This is a genomic window from Hoylesella timonensis 4401737 = DSM 22865 = JCM 15640, from assembly GCF_000455445.1.
Classification (GTDB): domain Bacteria; phylum Bacteroidota; class Bacteroidia; order Bacteroidales; family Bacteroidaceae; genus Prevotella; species Prevotella timonensis.
On the sequence record NZ_HG417104.1, the window covers coordinates 1 to 17,196 of the forward strand.

Here is a 17,196-nt window from a genome sequence, read left to right on the forward strand (position 1 = left end):
CTAATTTTTTTATTGATTTCAATCTTTTTCTTGGTAAAGCATGACCCTGTACCCGGCTTTCAGATGCACCTTGACGGTGCGCATCTTCCCCGCGATGTACTGGCTCGTTCCTTGTATCAGCCCCTTGCCCAAGTCGGAGGCGAGCTGCGCCCCGGCATTGGTGGAGATATTGATGCTGCTACCCAACGAACCTCCCATGTTGGCGGCGACCTCTCGGACGGCGTTCATCTCCATCGAGTTCGGGATGAAGATGCCGGGCTGTCCGTCCGTGTCATAGACCGCAAGCTCCACGGGGATAATCGTGCCGTCGTATTCCAGCGAGGTGATCCCGATGTCGAGTCGTTCACCCTGTATCTTGCCCGTGCCGACCACCACCGCACCCCGTGGGATTGTCCTGCCCGCCACCGCCATAGGCTCCAGCAGGCGAAGCCTTACCGTCTGCCCGTCCGTCACGCTCTGCGCCTCATGCACACACGCCGGGATGGTGTTCCTGTCCGATACCTCCGCCGTGCCGACAGCCGTGTTGAAACCCCGGTTGCGTTCCTGTGAGAAAGTGGCGACAAACTCCGCGTTGCTCATGGGCTGTGCAAGGGAGGAAACGACTTGGCGGGTCACTTGCCTTACGGGTGTCGCCGTGTTCTTCTTTCCCTTCTGCACGGTGGCAGGCTCTGCCGCCTGTTCCGGCTTCCCACCGTTCTGACCGCCCATGTACTTTGCCGCCAGCTCATAGGACTTCTCCATAAGTGCCACCTGTTCGTCTATAGATGAAGTCCTGCCTTTTTCACTTTCCAGTTCCGATTCCAACGAGGCGATGCGCTCCAATAGCACATCCATCTCCGCATTGTCATTCTTCGGCTGTTCGTAAAAGTTGCCGAGGGTGGCGTTCAGGTCACGGTAGGCGGCTGCGGAGGATTGGATGGTTTGCGGCGTGGCAGGCTTTGCCCTTTCTTCCTTGCCGCCCGGATTGGCGAGGTCGAAGTCCGTACCGTCCTCCGTTCCCGCTATCTCGCGGTCGAACATGTCGCCCAGCTGCCCGATGGCACGGTTGCGGCTCTCCAGCCGCTCTTCCATCTCCCCATGCTCGTAGGCTTTCAGCTTGTCGCCGATAATCTGCCGGTTCGCCTTGTCCGCGTCTGGCATCTCGGTGTTGTAGCCGTCCGTTCCCGGCGGTTGTTCCTTGCCGGAGGAAGGGGCGAATATCAACCACATCGCCCCGATGAAGACCAGCACCATAGCAGGCAGGACTATCATCTTCTGCCGTTTCAGCCGCTGCGCCTCTGTCAGCGGTTCGCGCTCCTTTTTCGGCTTTCCCGCGTCGGGAGCGGCTTTGTTCTCTTTCGTTGATTCATTCTTCGTCTGTTCCATATAAATAAGGTGTTAAGTGATTGTCAGTTTCCACCGGGGTCGGTAGTTCCACCCGTCCGGCATGTCCCGTATCCATACGTGAGCCGTCGTTTCTGCCGATGTCATAGACGGCTCTGCCGAAGGTGTAGAGGGCAAGCATCGCGAAGGCGGCGAGCATCCCCAGCACGATGCGGCGGCGTGTTTCCGGCGGCAAACCGTCCAGATACCCTTTGAGCCTTGCCACCAGCCGTTTCCGTTTGTCGTGGAGTTTCCAATACATGCCCCACATTGATTTTCTGATACTTTTCATGTCCTGTTACCGTTTGATTGTCTGTAAATCCTTGTTCTCGATGATGGTGAACCCCTCGATGGTGAAACCGTTTGGGTTGTCGTCCGACCGCGATGCGTTCAGCAGGCGGCAGGTGGTCACGAGGCTGCGCTCGGTGACGTTGCTTTGCCGGATGATTTTCTGCGTGGCGTAGGTCACGGCACGGTAGGGATAGGCGTTGAAGTCGCACACCACGCTGTCCACTTTCAGCACTTGGTTGATGTTCCCGGCGATGATGCGGTTGTAGTACCCCTTCTCCGCGAAGTCCGAATAATAGTGGTACACGCTCTTGTCCGCCAGCAGCAGGGCACGTTTTACGTTGTGTTCAATCGCGCTTTTTTCAGGTGACAGCGTGAAGAAAAGCTCGTGGAAGCGGCGCACATGCTCCCGTGCTTCCGCCGGGCGGTTCTGCGATAAATCCTGAGAGAGAGCCAGCATCAGCGACTTGCCGTTGTCCAGCACATAGATTTTCTCCCGTTGCTTCTCTGCGAAACGGTAGGAGTTCCACACGCTCCACACCGTCACCACAGCGCACAGCGAGAGGAAGACGATACCGAACAGGCGTAGCTGCCTGAACGATGATTCGATGTTTCTGAGTGACTTAAATTCCATTCTTAATTCTGTTTCAATGATTCTACATGATTGTTATTTCAGCAATTTGCCGGCACGTCCCATCATATTGCCTGTCGCAGCTCCGGCAACACTGCCCGCCATTCCTCCGGCACGTCCCGCCATCTGGTTCACGTTGCGACCGTAACCGCCCATGCCTCCGGCTTGGATAATCCAGCCGGCAACGGTGGGAATGGTGAAGTAGCCGATGATGCCGATGCAGAGGAACACGATGTACACCCCGTCGCTCGAATCCAGCGAGAAGTTCGGGTCTGCCTGCATCCGCTCGATGTCGCTTTGCAGCATCAGCACCTGTATCTTCGCCAGTATGGTGCTGAACATGTCCGACACCGGCAGCCACAGATATACCTGTATGTAGCGGCATATCCACTGCGTGAGCGTGCTTTGGAAACCGTCCCACACCGATATGGCGAAGGCTATCGGACCGAGTATCGCCAGCACCACGAGGAAGAAGGTTCGGACGGTGTCTATCACGAGGGCGGCGGCTTGGAACAGCAATTCCAGTATCTCGCGGAAGAAGTCGCGGATGTTTTTCTTCATGTTGTACATTCCCCGGTCGATATACATCCCCGCCATCGTCACCATGTCGGAGGGCGACCAGCCGAGTTCCTCCAGCTGCTTGTCAAACTCCTCGTTGGACACGAGGTAGGCGGTTTCGGGGTTGCGCATCATCGCCTCGTATTCCAATTTGTCCTTCTGCTGGCGGTAGGTGTTCATGTCCAGCGTTTCCGCCTCCAGCATCTTTGCCGTGCCCTGTACGACGGGTGAGAGGATGCTGTTTATCGTGCCCAGCACCACAGTCGGGAAGAACATGATGCACAGACCGATGGCAAAAGGACGGAGCATCGGGAATACGTCTATCGGTTCGGCTCTCGCCAGCGACTGCCATACCCGGTAGGCGACGTAGAACAGCGCACCCAGTCCGGCGATGCCTTTCGCCACACCCGCCATGTCTCCGCACAACGGCATCATCTGCTCGTAAAGCGAACGTAGAATCTGGTGAAGGTTGTCGAAATTCATAGGCTACCAGTATCTTTCGTTCATGTTTCCGTACAGCCCCATGATGCGGTCGAGGTCGTTCTTCTTTTTCGCACGCAGGTAGCTCACGGAGATGTTCTTGTTCGTGTAGTAACTTACGAGGTTGCGGTAACGCTTCATCTTCGAGTGGCAGCGTTCCACCACGTCCATGCGCTCCTTGTCGGTCATGGAGAGCGTGGTGATGTTCACCACATTCTTCAGTTCCGTCAATACTTCGTTGCTCTCTTCCAGCAGTTTCGTGTAACCGAAAGCGATTGCCGACAGCTCTTCTGGTCTGAAATTTCCATCACGGAGCATCCTTTGGAAACTGTTTACATAAATGTCGGTGATGTCGCCTACCATCAGGATGGTCTGCTGCACCTTGCGGGCGTCCTTGACGAGATTGTTCACCGATTTGAGAGCATCGTAATACTTTTTGCCCTGCTGATAGATTTTCACCGTTTCCTGAAAGTTGCTCACCATGTTCGTGGCAGTCTTGGAGGTATGGATGATGTTTTTGGAGGCATTGATGATACCCTGCGCCAGATTGCCCGGATCGCTTACGACCCACTGTGCGCTTGCCCTGCCTGCGAAAAGCAGGCACAGGCAGATAATCATTGTTATTCTTGTTCTCATGTTACTTTGGATTTTAGTGGTTGTTATTCTTCTGTCGGGTGTCCCGGCTGCGGTTTCACCCGCACATAGTCGCCGCCCGGCGAGAAGGTCAGCACGTCCGTGGCCTCGTTATAGGACACGTCGATGCGGAAGCCGGTGTTCATGAACAGGTTGCCGGTTTTCTCCTGCAAGAGATAGGTTTCCGGTTTCAGCTTGCGGCGCAGACCGCTCCGGCGGAACACCGTCACCTTGTAGGCTTCGCCCTCCTTGTAGATAAGCACGTCGGGCTTCCCCTCCACGCTCTCCCAGTTCCCGCACAGCATATCACGGCGGTTGTCGGCCACGTCGCAGGATTGCAGCATCATGACCGCCAATCCGATCAGACACTTGCTGACTTGCAGCATTTTCACTTTTGGTAAATTCATATGCGTTTTCCTTTTTTTGTTGATACATTCTGTTTTAGTTATTCCTTGTTCCTCCGCCTTTCGGCAAGCTGCCGGATGGCGGCTTCGATGTCACCGCCCAGCTTCTCCGCCAGACGGTAAACCTCCACTTTTTCCGTTTCTTCGGTAGTGTACGCCAGATACTCTTCTGCACTGACCTCGGTGGCATAGACCGCCGATTGTGTGCCACCCAAGCCTATCCACACCTCCTTGTAGAGCCGTGAAGGGTTGTTCGCCATGTTGATGGAGAGTATCTGCGACTTCTCCTTTTCCGTCAGTCCGAGCAACGCCTGTATCTGGTCGAACTTGTTCATATACTTGCGCTGGTCGAGAAGTATCTTGCAGTCGGAGTTGTTGATGATGCTCTCCTTGACCACCGGAGAACTGATGATGTCGTCCACCTCCTGCGTCACCACGATTGCCTCGCCGTAATATTTTCTGACCGTCTTGTACATATAACGTAGGTATTCAGCCATGTTTGCCGAAGAGAGGGCCTTCCAAGCCTCCTCCACGATAAGCTGTTTCCGCACCCCTTTCAGCCGCCGCATCTTGTTGATGAAGGCTTCCATGATGATGATAGTCACGACTGGGAACAGTTCGCGGTTCTCTTTTATACTGTCAATCTCGAAGACGATGAACCGCTTGCCGAGCAGATCGATGTTCTCCGTGGAGTTGAGCAGGAAGTCGTAACGTCCGCCCCGGTAATACTGCCGCATGGTGGTGAGCATGTTGTCGATGTTGAAGTCGGACTTCTCCACCTTGATGTCGCGCTGCGCCAGTTCCGTGCGGTAGTCGTCGCGCATATACTCGTAGAAAGTGTTGAACGACGGCACGATGCTACGGTCGGATTGGATACGCTCGATGTAGGCACTCACGGCACTGCCCAGTTCGCCGCTCTCCGTCTTCGTCACCTTGTCGTCCTCCGATTTCCAGAGCGTAAGAAGCAGGGTCTTGATGCTGTCCTTCTTCTCCACATCGAAGATGTAATCATCGGTGTAGAACGGGTTGAATGATATGGGCTTCTCTTCCGTGTAGGTGAAATACACGCCGTCCACTCCGCCTGTCTTGCGCCGGATCATGCCGCACAAGCCCTGATAGGAGTTTCCCGTGTCCACCAATACCACATGTGCGCCTTGCTCATAATATTGGCGCACGAGGTGGTTCATGAAGAACGACTTGCCGCTGCCCGAAGGACCCAGCACGAACTTGTTGCGGTTGGTCGTGATACCCCGCTTCATCGGAAGGTCGCTGATGTCGAGGTGCAGCGGTTTCCCTGTGAGCCTGTCCACCATCTTGATGCCGAAGGGCGAGAGCGAGCTGCGGTAGTTGGTTTCCTCCGTGAACAGGCACACCGCCTGTTCGATGAAAGTGTGGAAACTCTCTTCCGCCGGGAAGTCCGCCGCATTGCCGGGTATCGCCGCCCAGTAGAGTGTAGGGCAGTCGATGGTGTTGTGGCGCGGCACGCACTCCATGCTTGCCAGCTGGCTGCCCACGTCGTTCCTTATGTGCTTCAGTTCCTCCGCGTCGTCGCTCCACGCCATGACGTTGAAGTGCGCCCGTACCGAGGTCAGCCCGTAGGACCGGGCTTCGTTCAGGTATTGGTCTATCCACTCGCGGTTGATGCTGTTGCTCCTTGAATAGCGTGAGAGCGACTGCATGTTACGGGCGGACTTCTCGAACTTCTGCAAGGCTTCCTCGCTGTTATTTATCAGCACATACTGGTTGTAGATATGGTTGCAGGAGAGCAGCAGCCCCACCGGGGAGGCGAAGGAGAGGCGGCAGTCGCTCCGGTCGGTGGAGAGCTTCTCGTAACGGGTGTCGGTAGCCACCTTGCCCGGCAGGTCTTCCGCGTCGGAGAGGGTGTGCAGACACAGGCGGTTGTCGCCGATGCGCATCTCCCTTGCCGAAAGTTCGATGTCCTGCAAGGTGATGTCACCTTCCGGCATGAGCGAGAAGTAGCGTTCTACCAGCCCCGCCTTACCCTCCGTCCCCACAATCTCGTCGGTGGAGAGGCGGCGCAACCTGACAAGCCCGCTGTCGTTCATGATACGCTCGAACTGTTCGCAGGCTTCCATGAACTTGGTCGTGGTTTCCCTGTCCAGCTCTTTCGGGATGATGTGCCCTCGGCACAGCGTGCTGAAGTTGCTCTGCATCCGGCTACGCTCCTTCGTCGTCTTGGTCAGGTAGAGGTAGCAGGTGTGTTTCAGGTACGGACGCTCGTTGAAGTGACGCTCGAAGCTCCGTGAGAGGAAACTCATGTCGTCCTTCTGAAGCTCCGGCTTGTAGCGTTCCTTGATAAACCAGTCCTGCTTGTGAACGACGGAGTAGTCCGGCAGCACCTTGATTGCCTTGCACCAGCAGCCGTGTATCGCCTCGTACTCCGCGCCCGTCACGGTGTAAAGCTCCGGCAGCTCCACCTCGAAAGCCACCGTGATGTCGGCGTCCTTTGAGATGATGCAGCCATGCTCCACCGCAAGCAGGGGAAACTTGTTTTCCAGTGTTGTCATTTTTGATGTATTCCTCATGTCGTTTCTTCCTTTCGTTGTCGTTTGAACAGACGGGTTATCCGCCGCCGGTTGATAAGGTATCGGGGATGGCTCCGTGACGCTCCCAATTTCATCAGCCCGTGTTCGCCGTACCGGGCGTTCAGCGCGAAGGTCTGCCACACAAGGAGGGAGGACGATGCCGCGCCGAAGCCGATACATATCCACTGGTCGATACCGACCATGTAGAGGATGACGAACAGGACGAAGAGAGCCAGCAGACCTCCGCAGAAAATGAAGAGGTACTGTGCCTTCAAGCCCTTGAACTCTACCGGACGGCCGATACCCTTGTTTACCGGGTATTCAGCCATACATTATTACATTAAAGGAAGAATGAGCGCAGGATGGTGGCGGCTACAATCAGGAAGATACACGCGCCGAACCAGCTTGCTGCTGTTTTTGAGGTGTCGGGGTCACCCGATGAGAATTTTCCGTACACTTTCACGCCCCCGATAAGCCCGACGACCGCGCCGATGGCGTATATCAGTTTAGTTCCGGGGTCGAAATACGAACTCACCATAGAGGTGGCTTCGTTGATGCCCGCGATGCCGTTTCCTTGCGCGAAAGCGGAGGCGGTTGCGGCGATGAAAAGTGCCGCGGATAGGATTGCTTTTCTGTTTTTCAAGATGTTCTTGTTCATGAATTGTCCTTGTTTTTTGCCGTCGAAAGGGTGGATAGTCCTTTGTCGGGCGGTTGTTACTCTGTTACTTTACTTTGGTTTTAGTGGATGCCCGTTTGTTTCCACAGACGTGGGCGTGTCCGTTGCGGACGGGATACGCCTTGCGTTTCCTTGCCGCGTGGGTTGATGTCACTATTTCATGTCCATTCCTTTTTCAGTTGTCATACATAGTTTCGGATGTCGAAATCCTCGATGTTGTCCGGCACGATGAACTCCTTTTCGGGTTTCTTCAGCCGGATCTCGATAAGCCCCTTGATGCGGATGCCTATCTCCGAAGAGCCTTCCATCATTTTCTCGTACAGCTCCGTGCCTTCCATGTCGGTGAACACCTTCGCCGCCTTTTCACGTTCCGCCTGTGTCGCGTCCGGGTTCATGGCGGTCTTGCAGGCGTCGTCAATCTCGTCAAAGCTGCTGCCCGAAGCCCGTGGCGTGTCCGAAGCGTCTTCATCCGGTTCGTCCTCCCCGTATCCCAGTTCCTCCGGCGGCATGCTCGTGAAGGTCTCATCGAGCTTTTCCTCCGGGACTTGCGCCGGGCGGGACGCGGTTTCCGTGTTTCCGTCGTCAAAAGTAGCCTCTTCCTCCGACAGCTCAATGCCTTTTTCCAAAGTGGCGGCTTCTTGCGCCGGTATGGCAGCGATTGTCCGGGTGGATGCCATTTTGAAACGGCTCTTGCCGATGATGTCCCCCTTTGCCGTGGAAACTTCCTCATGTGCCGCTACGCTCTTTGGCCCATTCCTGTCCAACGACCGCCATAATCCGGCGATGCCCTTGAAGAAGCGGACAAGCCGCATGTCCATGATGCGCTCGTAAAGGAGCAGGAACAGGAACCATAGGTTGCAGCCGACCGATACCGCCAGCAGAATGTCTGTCATGCTGATTGTTTCATTCATATACTTCCGGTTTTAGTTAGAATACTGAATTGTAATTCCGGGCGTAAAGGCTCTTTATAGCGTCCTCGCACTGGTTGAAGTGGTGCGTCAGCACATGGTCGATGTAGGCGGACAGTGTAAGCCTATCATGCCCGATTACACGGGTGATGCGCATGATACGCTCGTGGTACTCCGGACGCACATACGCCATCTTGCCCTCCCGCGCCTTTACTTCCGGGTCGCGGATGAATAGACGTTCATAGTCCTTCTCGCAGCATTTGCCGCTCACCGGGACGGGCGACAGTATTTCCACGCTCGCCTGCACTTGGGCAAGCATGCCTCCGCAGTCCTGCTGCGGTCTTTTTTCATTCGGTGTCATTTCTTTTTCCATTTTCAAATCAGATCTTCACGTTGTTTCTTGTACAGTTCGTTGATTCTCTCCTTGTGCTGTTCCAGATGCTGGCGCAGCACGGTATCCACATAGCCGCCCACAGAGATTTCCCCTCCGGCGATGTCGTTCACGATTTTGAGGATCTTGCCGTGTACGTCGCGGCTGATATAGACACACTGGCGGGTCTTTATCTCGTTGCGGCGCAGGAACAGCTCGTTATAGTCCTCGTCCTGCCTTTTCCGGCGGCCGCCTTCCCTCTGCGCTCTCTCCCGTGTCACGGGTTGAGCCGGTGGCGGCTCCGGTGCGGCGGTGTCCTCTCCGGTCGGTACGGCTGCGGGGTCTTCCTGCGCCGGGCGTAGTGTCCCGTCCTGTGTGCGCCGCCCGATAGATGCCAACAGCAGTTCCTCGTCGATGCCTTCCGTGTTTACTTTCCTGCTGCCCATGCTCACTGCGGTCTGATGATGTCGCTTATCTCTTCGGAAAACTCACGGATGCCGCTCCCTTTCAGCAGTGCCGTGTCCATCGGGAAGATGGTGGAGCGGAAAACGCTCTTGCGCTCTTCCGAAAGGTCGCGGCGGAACTTCTTGCTGTCGGGCAGGCGGGTGGAAAGCACCGGGAAGCCCATTTCGGCTATCACTTCCTCGTAGATGCCGTACAGGTCGTTCCTCTCCCTGCCGTCCACCATCGTCCAGAACAGATGCAGCCCCTTTGTTTTCGCTTGCCCGGTTGTCATCAGCCTGTCGCGGAACATCGTGACGAATTTCAGGGTACTTTCCACGACAAAGCGGTCGGCACTCAGGGGCGTGAAGATGTAGTCCATCTGCGAGAGCGTCTTTATCACGCCGTTGCTCCGGAGTGTCCCCGGCATGTCGAAGAAAACCACGTCGGGCTTCACGACCTCGGCGGCGATCATCCTTTCCGCATCGTCGAGGGCGTTCACCGCGTTGCTCTTGATGACCGGATAGGCGTTCTTCTTTATCTTGCGGAAATGGTCGCACGCGAGAGCCTTGAAGTAGATGCTCCTGCCGATGAGTGCCGTCTCATGTTCGCGCAGGCCGTGGATGCTGTGCTGCGGGTCGTCGCAGTCCACGACGGCGACATTGTAGCCTTTCACGTTGTGCAGGTAGCTGGCGGCGAGTGCCGTGACGGTGGATTTGCCGATGCCACCTTTCTGTGTTGCGAATGCAACGAAGATTTCCTTACTCATGGTTCTATTCAGTTTAATTGTTGATGATTTTGTTTTCTGTTTACATGCGAATTGAATTACCGCATTATCCGTTTCCGTGAACAGGCACACGGGCGGGTCACCGCGTATCCGGTTCTGCGGTGAAGCGGTGCGGCGGACAAGTGATGAATGACGACACTGCGTCATGAAGTCATTGAATCCATGCGTCACCGAATTGTCGGACAACCGGGTTTCCGACGGTTCGGGTATCCGTTTCGGCAAGTGTCCGCCGAAGCGGTTGTCCGGGTATTTGAATATTCCTTTCCTCATATCTTCAAACCGTTAGTTTCTTGAATCATGCTGCAAATAAACAAGTATATTTTTGAACTTGTATCACTTCCCAAGCAAGTGGCGGCATGTTGCGCCGGTTGGCAGCCATTGGCCGGGTCAAGTATCTGTTCGTTACCGCTTTAAGAGCGTAACTTTGCACCCGGACGGCAGGGTTCGCCGATGGCGCGCGGCCCGGAGTCCTGAAAGGTATTTTCCCAATCCGTCCCCTGACGGATTTTTATGTTCACCTGAACATAGCAAGGTATGTTTTCAGCCGCTCAAAATATTTTGAGCATCCCGGAAAACGCCTTGCCCTTGCAGGGGGCGGGCTTTCCCTCCGAAGTCGGGAAGCCTTTCAGAACTGCGGTGCCGTGACCCGAAGCGGCGGCTTATGCCGTCAATCCGCTAAATCCAAAGTAATATGAAAGAGAAAAGGAAAAGCAAAGCAGGGAGAAATCCCAAACTTGATCCGGCGGTGTACCGGTACACCGTCCGTTTCAACGAGGAGGAACACAACCGTTTCCTCGCCATGTTCGGAAAATCGGGTGTCTATGCGCGGTCGGTTTTCCTCAAAGCGCACTTCTTCGGACAGCCGTTCAAGGTGCTGAAGGTGGACAAGACGTTGGTGGACTATTACACCAAGCTGTCGGATTTTCATGCGCAGTTCCGCGCCGTAGGTACGAATTACAACCAAGTCGTGAAGGAACTGAGGCTGCATTTTTCAGAGAAAAAGGCGATGGCGTTGCTCTATAAATTGGAGCAACACACCGTCGAACTCGTGAAACTGAGCCGTCAGATTGTGGAACTGTCAAGGGAGCTGAAAGAGCAGCGAGAGCAGAGCCAAACTTGTTTGGACTCTGCCGAGTCGCGTTTGAAGAAGAGTGAAACTCAAATGGAGGCGAAATGGTCGCAAAAATCAGTGTAGGCAGCTCGTTGTACGGCGCGATTGCCTACAACGGGGAGAAGATTAACGAGGCACAGGGGCGGCTTCTCACCACCAACCGCATCTATAATGACGGTTCGGGGAAGGTGGACATCGGCAAGGCGATGGAGGGCTTCCACACCTTCCTGCCACCGCAGATGAAAGTGGAGAAACCGGTGGTGCATATCTCGCTCAACCCGCACCCGGAGGATGTGCTGACCGATGCGGAATTGCAGGACATCGCCCGCGAGTATCTGGAAAAGCTCGGTTTTGGCAACCAGCCTTATCTTGTATTCAAGCACGAGGACATCGACCGTCACCATCTGCACATTGTGACGGTGCGGGTGGATGAGAACGGGAAATGTATCAGCGACAAGAACAACTACTACCGCAGCAAGCAGATTACTCGTGAGCTTGAAAGGAAATACGGGCTGCACGATGCGGAGCGCAGGAACCGCCGTCTTGACACGCCGCTATGTAAAGTGGACGTATCGGCAGGCGATGTGAAGAAGCAGGTAGGCAATACCCTGAAGGCTCTGAACGGGCAGTACCGTTTCCAGACGATGGGCGAATACCGTGCGCTCCTTTCCTTATATAATATGACGGTGGAGGAAGCGAGGGGTAACGTGCGCGGACGGGAATATCACGGGCTGGTCTATTCCGTCACGGACGACAAGGGCAACAAGGTCGGCAACCCGTTCAAGTCCTCGCTTTTCGGGAAGTCCGCAGGCTATGAAGCCGTGCAGAATAAGTTTGCCCGTTCCAAGCTTGAGATTAAGGACAGGAAACTCGCCGACATGACGAAACGCACCGTCCTTTCCGTGCTGCAAGGCACTTATGACAAGGACAGGTTTGTGTCCCTGCTCAAAGAGAAAGGCATCGACACCGTGTTGCGCCATACGGAGGAAGGGCGCATCTACGGGGCTACTTTCATCGACCACCGCACGGGGTGCGTGCTGAACGGCTCACGCATGGGCAAGGAGCTTTCGGCGAATGCCTTGCAGGAACATTTTACCCTGCCATACGCAGGACAGCCGCCGATACCGCTATCCATCCCTGTGGATGCTGCGGACAAGGCGCACGGGCAGACCGCATACGACCGTGAAGACGTATCGGGCGGAATGGGCTTGCTCACTCCCGAAGGTCCGGCGGTAGATGCCGAGGAAGAGGCTTTCATCCGGGCGATGAAGCGCAAAAAGAAGAAAAAGCGCAAGGGCTTGGGTATGTAATCGGAGTATCAACAATTAAAAAATCAATGTATGTCACAACAAGAAGACGATTTGAGGGCATTGGCGAAAATCATGGATTTTCTGCGTGCCGTGAGTATCATTTTAGTGGTCATGAACGTGTACTGGTTCTGCTACGAAGCCATCCGGCTGTGGGGCGTGAACATCGGTGTGGTGGACAAAATCCTGATGAACTTCGACCGCACGGCGGGGCTGTTCCATTCCATACTGTACACGAAGCTGTTTGCCGTCCTGCTGCTTGCCCTGTCCTGTCTGGGTACGAAGGGTGTCAAGGGAGAGAAAATCACTTGGAGAAAAATATGGACGGCACTCGCCATCGGGTCCGTGCTGTTTTTCCTGAACTGGTGGATACTGGCTCTGCCGTTGCCGGTCGAAGCGGTGACGGGGCTGTATATCATTACCATCGGTACAGGCTATGTCTGCCTTTTGATGGGCGGTCTGTGGATGAGCCGTCTGTTGAAACACAATCTGATGGAGGATGTTTTCAACAATGAGAACGAGAGTTTCATGCAGGAAACAAGGCTCATCGAAAGCGAGTATTCGGTCAATCTGCCCACACGCTTCTATTACAAAAAGCGTTGGAACAACGGCTGGATCAATGTGGTGAATCCCTTCCGTGCGTCCATCGTGTTGGGTACGCCGGGCAGCGGCAAATCCTACGCAGTGGTGAACAGCTTTATCAAGCAACAGATTGAAAAGGGCTTCTCAATGTATGTGTACGACTTCAAATTCAGTGACTTGTCCACCATAGCCTACAACCATTTGCTGAACCACCCGGAGGGCTACAAGGTGAAGCCGAAATTCTATGTGATCAATTTCGACGACCCGCGACGCTCACACCGTTGCAATCCCATACACCCGGATTTCATGGAGGATATTACGGACGCTTACGAGAGTGCCTACACGATAATGCTCAACCTCAATAAAACGTGGGTGCAAAAGCAGGGCGACTTCTTCGTGGAGTCACCTATCATTCTGTTTGCCAGTATTATCTGGTATCTCAAAATCTATCAGAACGGGAAATACTGCACGTTTCCCCATGCCATCGAGTTTTTGAACCGCCGTTACGAGGATATTTTTCCGATACTGACTTCCTATCCCGAACTGGAGAATTACCTTTCCCCGTTCATGGATGCTTGGCTCGGAGGGGCTGCGGAGCAGCTCATGGGGCAGATAGCGTCGGCAAAAATTCCGCTTTCGAGGATGATTTCCCCGCAGCTCTACTGGGTGATGTCGGACAGCGAATTTACGCTGGACATCAACAATCCCGAAGAGCCGAAAATCCTATGCGTGGGCAACAATCCCGACCGTCAGAACATTTACGGGGCGGCTCTCGGTCTGTATAACTCCCGTATCGTGAAACTCATCAACAAGAAGGGGATGCTGAAGTCGTCGGTCATCATCGACGAGCTGCCCACGATATACTTCAAAGGGTTGGACAATCTTATAGCTACCGCCCGAAGCAACAAGGTTGCCGTGTGTCTGGGCTTTCAGGATTTCAGCCAGTTAGTGCGCGACTACGGCGATAAGGAAGCAAAAGTCGTGATGAATACGGTCGGTAACATTTTCTCCGGGCAGGTGGTAGGAGAAACGGCAAAGACACTATCGGAGCGGTTCGGGAAGGTGTTGCAGAAACGGCAGTCTATCTCCATCAACCGGCAGGATGTTTCCACCTCCATCAACACGCAGATGGACGCGCTTATCCCGCCGAGCAAGATTTCCGGGCTTACGCAGGGTATGTTTGTCGGTTCGGTGTCCGACAACTTCAACGAGCGCATCGAGCAGAAGATTTTCCACTGCGAGATTGTGGTGGATGCCGAGAAGGTGAAGCGGGAGGAAAGTGCCTACAAGAAAATACCTGTCATTACCGATTTCACGGACGAGGACGGAAACGACCGCATGAAGGATACGGTGCAGGCGAACTACCGGCGCATCAAGGAAGAGGTGAAGCAGATTGTGCAGGATGAACTGGAACGCATCGCAGGCGATGACAACCTGAAGCACCTGTTGCAGTAGAAATAAAAAAACAGAGGTGGCGGAAAATATCTCCGTCACCTCTTAAAATGAAGAACGCCTCCCAAGTATGCTGTCTTACGATGCGCCCAGGAGGTTTATTGTATTGCTTCTCTTTTTGTTTTTCCGCACCTGTAAACAGGCACTTTTTTCATTTCCAAATCGGCTCTTCTTTCCAGCGGTTGAAGAAGCCTATCTTGTAGATGGGCACATCCGCATACTCCTCAAACAATGCCAGCAGTTTCTCTTTGAACGTATGCCCCTCGTCTATGGCATTGCAGAGATATAACATTGCCGTAATCACATAGAACGGTTTTTTCTGCTGTACCTCGGTCAATGGACGGGAAAGCCATGTCATTCGCGGATTATGAATTTCACAAGGCCGTTTGACCATGTTCCGACTCCATATTCTGGAATGGTGCGCGATTATGTTGCGCATATATGAAATGGCTTCAAGCCATCCCGAAAGTTCATTGTGTAGATTCAGCCCCATATCATTGGCTATTGCTGATTTTTCGGGCAGTTGGTGGTTAAGGTTCTTGTATATCTTGGAAAGTGTGCCGAATGTGGCCACTTCAAATATAATCCACGCATCCGGGTGTTCGTCAAGCGTCTTTTCACCGCTTGCATCAGTCACAAGGTGCTTGCGCCTGTAGTCTTTCACAAAAATCTCATTGCTCCGTAAGAATTCTTCTATCAGTTCTTTGAGGTGCTGTGTGTGAAAAGCGACATCAGCAAACAATCTCGGGTCACGATACCACAGCCCTCCGTAGGATTGTGAAAGATGATAAATCATCTTTGTGCGTAGCGTGATTTCTATTGTTTCGATGGCATCAAATAAAATAAGGCGCAGTTCCTTGTCGAAATAATAGCGTGTGATTACATCTTCCAGTTTGGAATCCGGCTGAAACAGATGATTGGCTCTATCGGACTGCATGTCCCACCAATATCCCTTCAAACGATAGTAGCTGATATGAGCCAAATGTCGGGCAGCGAAACCTTCATCGCCGACAAGCATTCCTCTTTGTTTGAGCAGTTCTATTTGTTCATCAATGGAACGTGATTCCTTATTTGCCATACCGTTATAAAAAAGAATGACCCGCCGGCAGATCTTACGGTATGCCAAACGGGTACTGTTATCGTTGAACACGGTCAGAACCGCATGTCTTCTTAATTGTAGATGCAAAGATAAGACTTTTTTATGTAACGACAAAAAATAAGCCGATTTTTCATTCAAACGATGAAAAGGTATAGAAATACTTACCGTCTTTTTATTTCCAGTTCCTCATCGCGCATCATCCTCTCATTCAGTTTCTCCTGCATCCTGTCAAGGAAGTAGGTGCGGCTTTCGTTCTTCCGGCGTTTGATATCGGTGTAGAAGCGGTAGCAGTCCTTCGACTCAACCCCGAATATCTTGTAAAGAAGCGGGGCAAGCTGTTTGAGCGGCATATTGCCGTTGTTGATACAACCCATCTCGTCGATGCCGTAGATAAGCTCCACGAGGTCTATGGCGTTGCCCGTCCATTGCAGGAGGCTGGCGGTGTTTTCAGTTGCGTTGTTGGCGGATATTAGTGGCGGCACTTGGGGCGTGGCAAGGAATTTTTGCATCTTCCTGATGAAAGACAGGGCCTTGCTGATGTAGGCGGCAATCTCTTTTCTTTCTTCTGATAGATTGCGCACGGGATGGTGCTGCAACTCGATTTCGATGTAAGCAAGCGCGATAATGGTAAGGTTCGCATCCATGCCGCCGTTACACAGTTCAATCACTTGGGTGGCGAAAGCCGTATATGCCGTTTCCATATTGCAGTCACCGGCTTCGTTTATCAGGCGGAAGAAGTCGGTTTCCGCCAGCAAGAAATAATTCATGGTTCTGTCAATTTTGAAAATTACACTTTGTTTTCTGCGTGCGCACATAAATATAATTGGCAAAACATGTGTCAGAAAGCAAAAAATCCGGCACCGGCTTTTTCAAGGTGCTGGAATTCAGTGGTATAAAATTCAATATTTTTCCAAAGGAATGAATTTATACGGGATTAAATTGTTCATAATCAGAACATTTCTTCTATTTCCGAAAACAAAATTGTATGACTGCCGTACATTTTGGCTGTCTTGCTTATTTGTCAAGGGTGTAGATACTTCGGCATACACCGTTAGGATAGCTTTTCACAGAGGAAAGCGTCCAGTGTTGCTTTGGCAGAGCCGATTTGAAAAAATGCCGCCCACTTCCTAAAATGAAAGGAACGTTGTATAGTATGATTTCATCCACAGCGTGCATACGCAGTAGTCCGTTTATATAATCTGCCGTATCCGGTGTGGCTTCCGCGAGGTAACGGATGTTTGTGCCGTCTTTTCTCCATTCGTGCAGCATTGAAATGGAATAGTCCGGTGTCACACGGTAAAGGGCTTTCTTCCTGATTTCATCAAGACCGCAACGGTCAAGGCACAAATCCTGATGTGTTTTATCATATAACTCTGAAGAAAGACATCCGTCCATCGTCAGTACAGCGAGAATCTGAACTTTACCCATAATCGTTTCTTTTCGTTAGGCAAGGGTAAAAAAGTAGCGTGCAATTCACACTACCTTCAAGCGATGGCTCTGGTAAAGCCTTTACGGAGAGTACGTGAATGCACGCTATGCGTAAGCATAGCATAAGCATCAC

At 53.1% G+C, this 17,196-nt stretch carries 19 protein-coding genes; 3 read left to right on the forward strand and 16 right to left on the reverse strand.

Features of this window, described 5'->3' with window-relative positions:
• Positions 1–18: 18 nt before the first annotated feature.
• From traM to BN35_RS12060, 13 genes are all read right to left on the reverse strand, one after another.
• On the reverse strand, positions 19–1,365 hold the full coding sequence (traM, locus tag BN35_RS12000; RefSeq protein WP_004371729.1) for a conjugative transposon protein TraM: 1,347 nt from the start codon (positions 1,363–1,365) through the stop codon (positions 19–21).
• Positions 1,346–1,633, reverse strand: coding sequence for a TraL conjugative transposon family protein (locus BN35_RS13895; RefSeq protein ID WP_174362025.1), 288 nt, complete (start codon positions 1,631–1,633; stop codon positions 1,346–1,348). Before BN35_RS13895 ends, traM begins: the two co-directional genes overlap by 20 nt.
• Positions 1,634–1,660: 27 nt before the next feature.
• Complete coding sequence (traK, locus tag BN35_RS12010; RefSeq protein ID WP_004371727.1) at positions 1,661–2,284, reverse strand: conjugative transposon protein TraK; 624 nt, start codon at positions 2,282–2,284, stop codon at positions 1,661–1,663.
• A gap of 33 nt (positions 2,285–2,317) precedes the next feature.
• Positions 2,318–3,322, reverse strand: coding sequence for a conjugative transposon protein TraJ (traJ, locus tag BN35_RS12015; RefSeq protein ID WP_004371726.1), 1,005 nt, complete (start codon positions 3,320–3,322; stop codon positions 2,318–2,320).
• A gap of 3 nt (positions 3,323–3,325) precedes the next feature.
• Positions 3,326–3,955, reverse strand: a complete 630-nt coding sequence (locus BN35_RS12020; protein WP_025072698.1) for a DUF4141 domain-containing protein — start codon at positions 3,953–3,955, stop codon at positions 3,326–3,328.
• Between the two features lie 23 nt (positions 3,956–3,978).
• Complete coding sequence (locus BN35_RS12025) at positions 3,979–4,359, reverse strand: DUF3876 domain-containing protein (RefSeq protein ID WP_004371724.1); 381 nt, start codon at positions 4,357–4,359, stop codon at positions 3,979–3,981.
• 38 nt (positions 4,360–4,397) lie between these two features.
• Positions 4,398–6,902: a TraG family conjugative transposon ATPase gene (locus BN35_RS12030; RefSeq protein WP_004371723.1), complete on the reverse strand. Its 2,505-nt coding sequence runs from the start codon at positions 6,900–6,902 to the stop codon at positions 4,398–4,400.
• A complete protein-coding gene (locus tag BN35_RS12035) occupies positions 6,899–7,231 on the reverse strand; it encodes a DUF4133 domain-containing protein (RefSeq protein WP_004371722.1) in 333 nt (110 codons plus the stop codon). The genes BN35_RS12030 and BN35_RS12035 overlap by 4 nt, the downstream gene beginning before the upstream one ends.
• Positions 7,232–7,242: 11 nt before the next feature.
• A complete protein-coding gene (locus BN35_RS13325) occupies positions 7,243–7,560 on the reverse strand; it encodes a DUF4134 domain-containing protein (RefSeq protein WP_004371721.1) in 318 nt (105 codons plus the stop codon).
• A gap of 200 nt (positions 7,561–7,760) precedes the next feature.
• On the reverse strand, positions 7,761–8,489 hold the full coding sequence (locus BN35_RS12045) for a hypothetical protein (RefSeq protein ID WP_004371720.1): 729 nt from the start codon (positions 8,487–8,489) through the stop codon (positions 7,761–7,763).
• Positions 8,490–8,505: 16 nt separating this feature from the next.
• Positions 8,506–8,859, reverse strand: a complete 354-nt coding sequence (locus BN35_RS12050; RefSeq protein ID WP_004371719.1) for a DUF3408 domain-containing protein — start codon at positions 8,857–8,859, stop codon at positions 8,506–8,508.
• Positions 8,860–8,861: 2 nt separating this feature from the next.
• Positions 8,862–9,302: a DUF3408 domain-containing protein gene (locus tag BN35_RS12055; protein ID WP_004371718.1), complete on the reverse strand. Its 441-nt coding sequence runs from the start codon at positions 9,300–9,302 to the stop codon at positions 8,862–8,864.
• A gap of 2 nt (positions 9,303–9,304) precedes the next feature.
• The gene (locus tag BN35_RS12060; RefSeq protein ID WP_081040383.1) at positions 9,305–10,354 is read right to left on the reverse strand and encodes a ParA family protein; all 1,050 of its coding nucleotides are present in this window, start codon (positions 10,352–10,354) and stop codon (positions 9,305–9,307) included.
• A 421-nt stretch (positions 10,355–10,775) separates the two neighbouring features.
• Between BN35_RS12060 and mobA the strand changes: the two genes are divergently transcribed.
• The 3 genes from mobA to mobC are packed head-to-tail and all read left to right on the forward strand — an operon-like array spanning position 10,776 to position 14,539.
• Positions 10,776–11,279 (forward strand): conjugal transfer protein MobA, encoded by a 504-nt coding sequence (mobA, locus tag BN35_RS12065; protein ID WP_004371716.1) that lies wholly within the window; start codon positions 10,776–10,778, stop codon positions 11,277–11,279.
• Entirely contained in the window at positions 11,258–12,505 is a 1,248-nt protein-coding gene (mobB, locus tag BN35_RS12070) for a conjugal transfer protein MobB (protein WP_008125997.1), read from the forward strand. Before mobA ends, mobB begins: the two co-directional genes overlap by 22 nt.
• Positions 12,506–12,535: 30 nt before the next feature.
• Positions 12,536–14,539 (forward strand): conjugal transfer protein MobC, encoded by a 2,004-nt coding sequence (gene mobC / locus BN35_RS12075; protein WP_004371714.1) that lies wholly within the window; start codon positions 12,536–12,538, stop codon positions 14,537–14,539.
• Between the two features lie 148 nt (positions 14,540–14,687).
• Here the strand turns inward: mobC and BN35_RS12080 are convergent, their stop codons facing one another.
• The 3 genes from BN35_RS12080 to BN35_RS12090 all read right to left on the reverse strand — a co-directional run bounded on the left by BN35_RS12080 (position 14,688) and on the right by BN35_RS12090 (position 17,063).
• Entirely contained in the window at positions 14,688–15,614 is a 927-nt protein-coding gene (locus BN35_RS12080; RefSeq protein ID WP_004371713.1) for an Abi family protein, read from the reverse strand.
• Between the two features lie 182 nt (positions 15,615–15,796).
• Positions 15,797–16,402: an RteC domain-containing protein gene (locus BN35_RS12085; protein ID WP_008125994.1), complete on the reverse strand. Its 606-nt coding sequence runs from the start codon at positions 16,400–16,402 to the stop codon at positions 15,797–15,799.
• A gap of 247 nt (positions 16,403–16,649) precedes the next feature.
• Complete coding sequence (locus BN35_RS12090) at positions 16,650–17,063, reverse strand: dihydrofolate reductase family protein (protein WP_004371710.1); 414 nt, start codon at positions 17,061–17,063, stop codon at positions 16,650–16,652.
• Positions 17,064–17,196: the final 133 nt, after the last annotated feature.

Excerpts from the sequence above, each read along its gene's own strand:
- BN35_RS12055 (WP_004371718.1), bottom strand. The coding sequence starts at position 9,302 with ATGGGCAGCAGGAAAGTAAACACGGAAGGCATCGACGAGGAACTGCTG.
- BN35_RS13895 (WP_174362025.1), bottom strand. The coding sequence starts at position 1,633 with ATGTGGGGCATGTATTGGAAACTCCACGACAAACGGAAACGGCTGGTG.
- BN35_RS12060 (WP_081040383.1), bottom strand. The coding sequence starts at position 10,354 with ATGAGGAAAGGAATATTCAAATACCCGGACAACCGCTTCGGCGGACAC.
- BN35_RS13325 (WP_004371721.1), bottom strand. The coding sequence starts at position 7,560 with ATGAACAAGAACATCTTGAAAAACAGAAAAGCAATCCTATCCGCGGCA.
- BN35_RS12035 (WP_004371722.1), bottom strand. The coding sequence starts at position 7,231 with ATGGCTGAATACCCGGTAAACAAGGGTATCGGCCGTCCGGTAGAGTTC.
- BN35_RS12080 (WP_004371713.1), bottom strand. The coding sequence starts at position 15,614 with ATGGCAAATAAGGAATCACGTTCCATTGATGAACAAATAGAACTGCTC.
- traJ (WP_004371726.1), bottom strand. The coding sequence starts at position 3,322 with ATGAATTTCGACAACCTTCACCAGATTCTACGTTCGCTTTACGAGCAG.
- BN35_RS12030 (WP_004371723.1), bottom strand. The coding sequence starts at position 6,902 with ATGAGGAATACATCAAAAATGACAACACTGGAAAACAAGTTTCCCCTG.
- mobB (WP_008125997.1), top strand. The coding sequence starts at position 11,258 with ATGGTCGCAAAAATCAGTGTAGGCAGCTCGTTGTACGGCGCGATTGCC.
- BN35_RS12020 (WP_025072698.1), bottom strand. The coding sequence starts at position 3,955 with ATGAGAACAAGAATAACAATGATTATCTGCCTGTGCCTGCTTTTCGCA.
- traK (WP_004371727.1), bottom strand. The coding sequence starts at position 2,284 with ATGGAATTTAAGTCACTCAGAAACATCGAATCATCGTTCAGGCAGCTA.
- traM (WP_004371729.1), bottom strand. The coding sequence starts at position 1,365 with ATGGAACAGACGAAGAATGAATCAACGAAAGAGAACAAAGCCGCTCCC.
- mobA (WP_004371716.1), top strand. The coding sequence starts at position 10,776 with ATGAAAGAGAAAAGGAAAAGCAAAGCAGGGAGAAATCCCAAACTTGAT.
- BN35_RS12085 (WP_008125994.1), bottom strand. The coding sequence starts at position 16,402 with ATGAATTATTTCTTGCTGGCGGAAACCGACTTCTTCCGCCTGATAAAC.
- BN35_RS12025 (WP_004371724.1), bottom strand. The coding sequence starts at position 4,359 with ATGAATTTACCAAAAGTGAAAATGCTGCAAGTCAGCAAGTGTCTGATC.
- BN35_RS12090 (WP_004371710.1), bottom strand. The coding sequence starts at position 17,063 with ATGGGTAAAGTTCAGATTCTCGCTGTACTGACGATGGACGGATGTCTT.
- BN35_RS12045 (WP_004371720.1), bottom strand. The coding sequence starts at position 8,489 with ATGAATGAAACAATCAGCATGACAGACATTCTGCTGGCGGTATCGGTC.
- mobC (WP_004371714.1), top strand. The coding sequence starts at position 12,536 with ATGTCACAACAAGAAGACGATTTGAGGGCATTGGCGAAAATCATGGAT.
- BN35_RS12050 (WP_004371719.1), bottom strand. The coding sequence starts at position 8,859 with ATGGAAAAAGAAATGACACCGAATGAAAAAAGACCGCAGCAGGACTGC.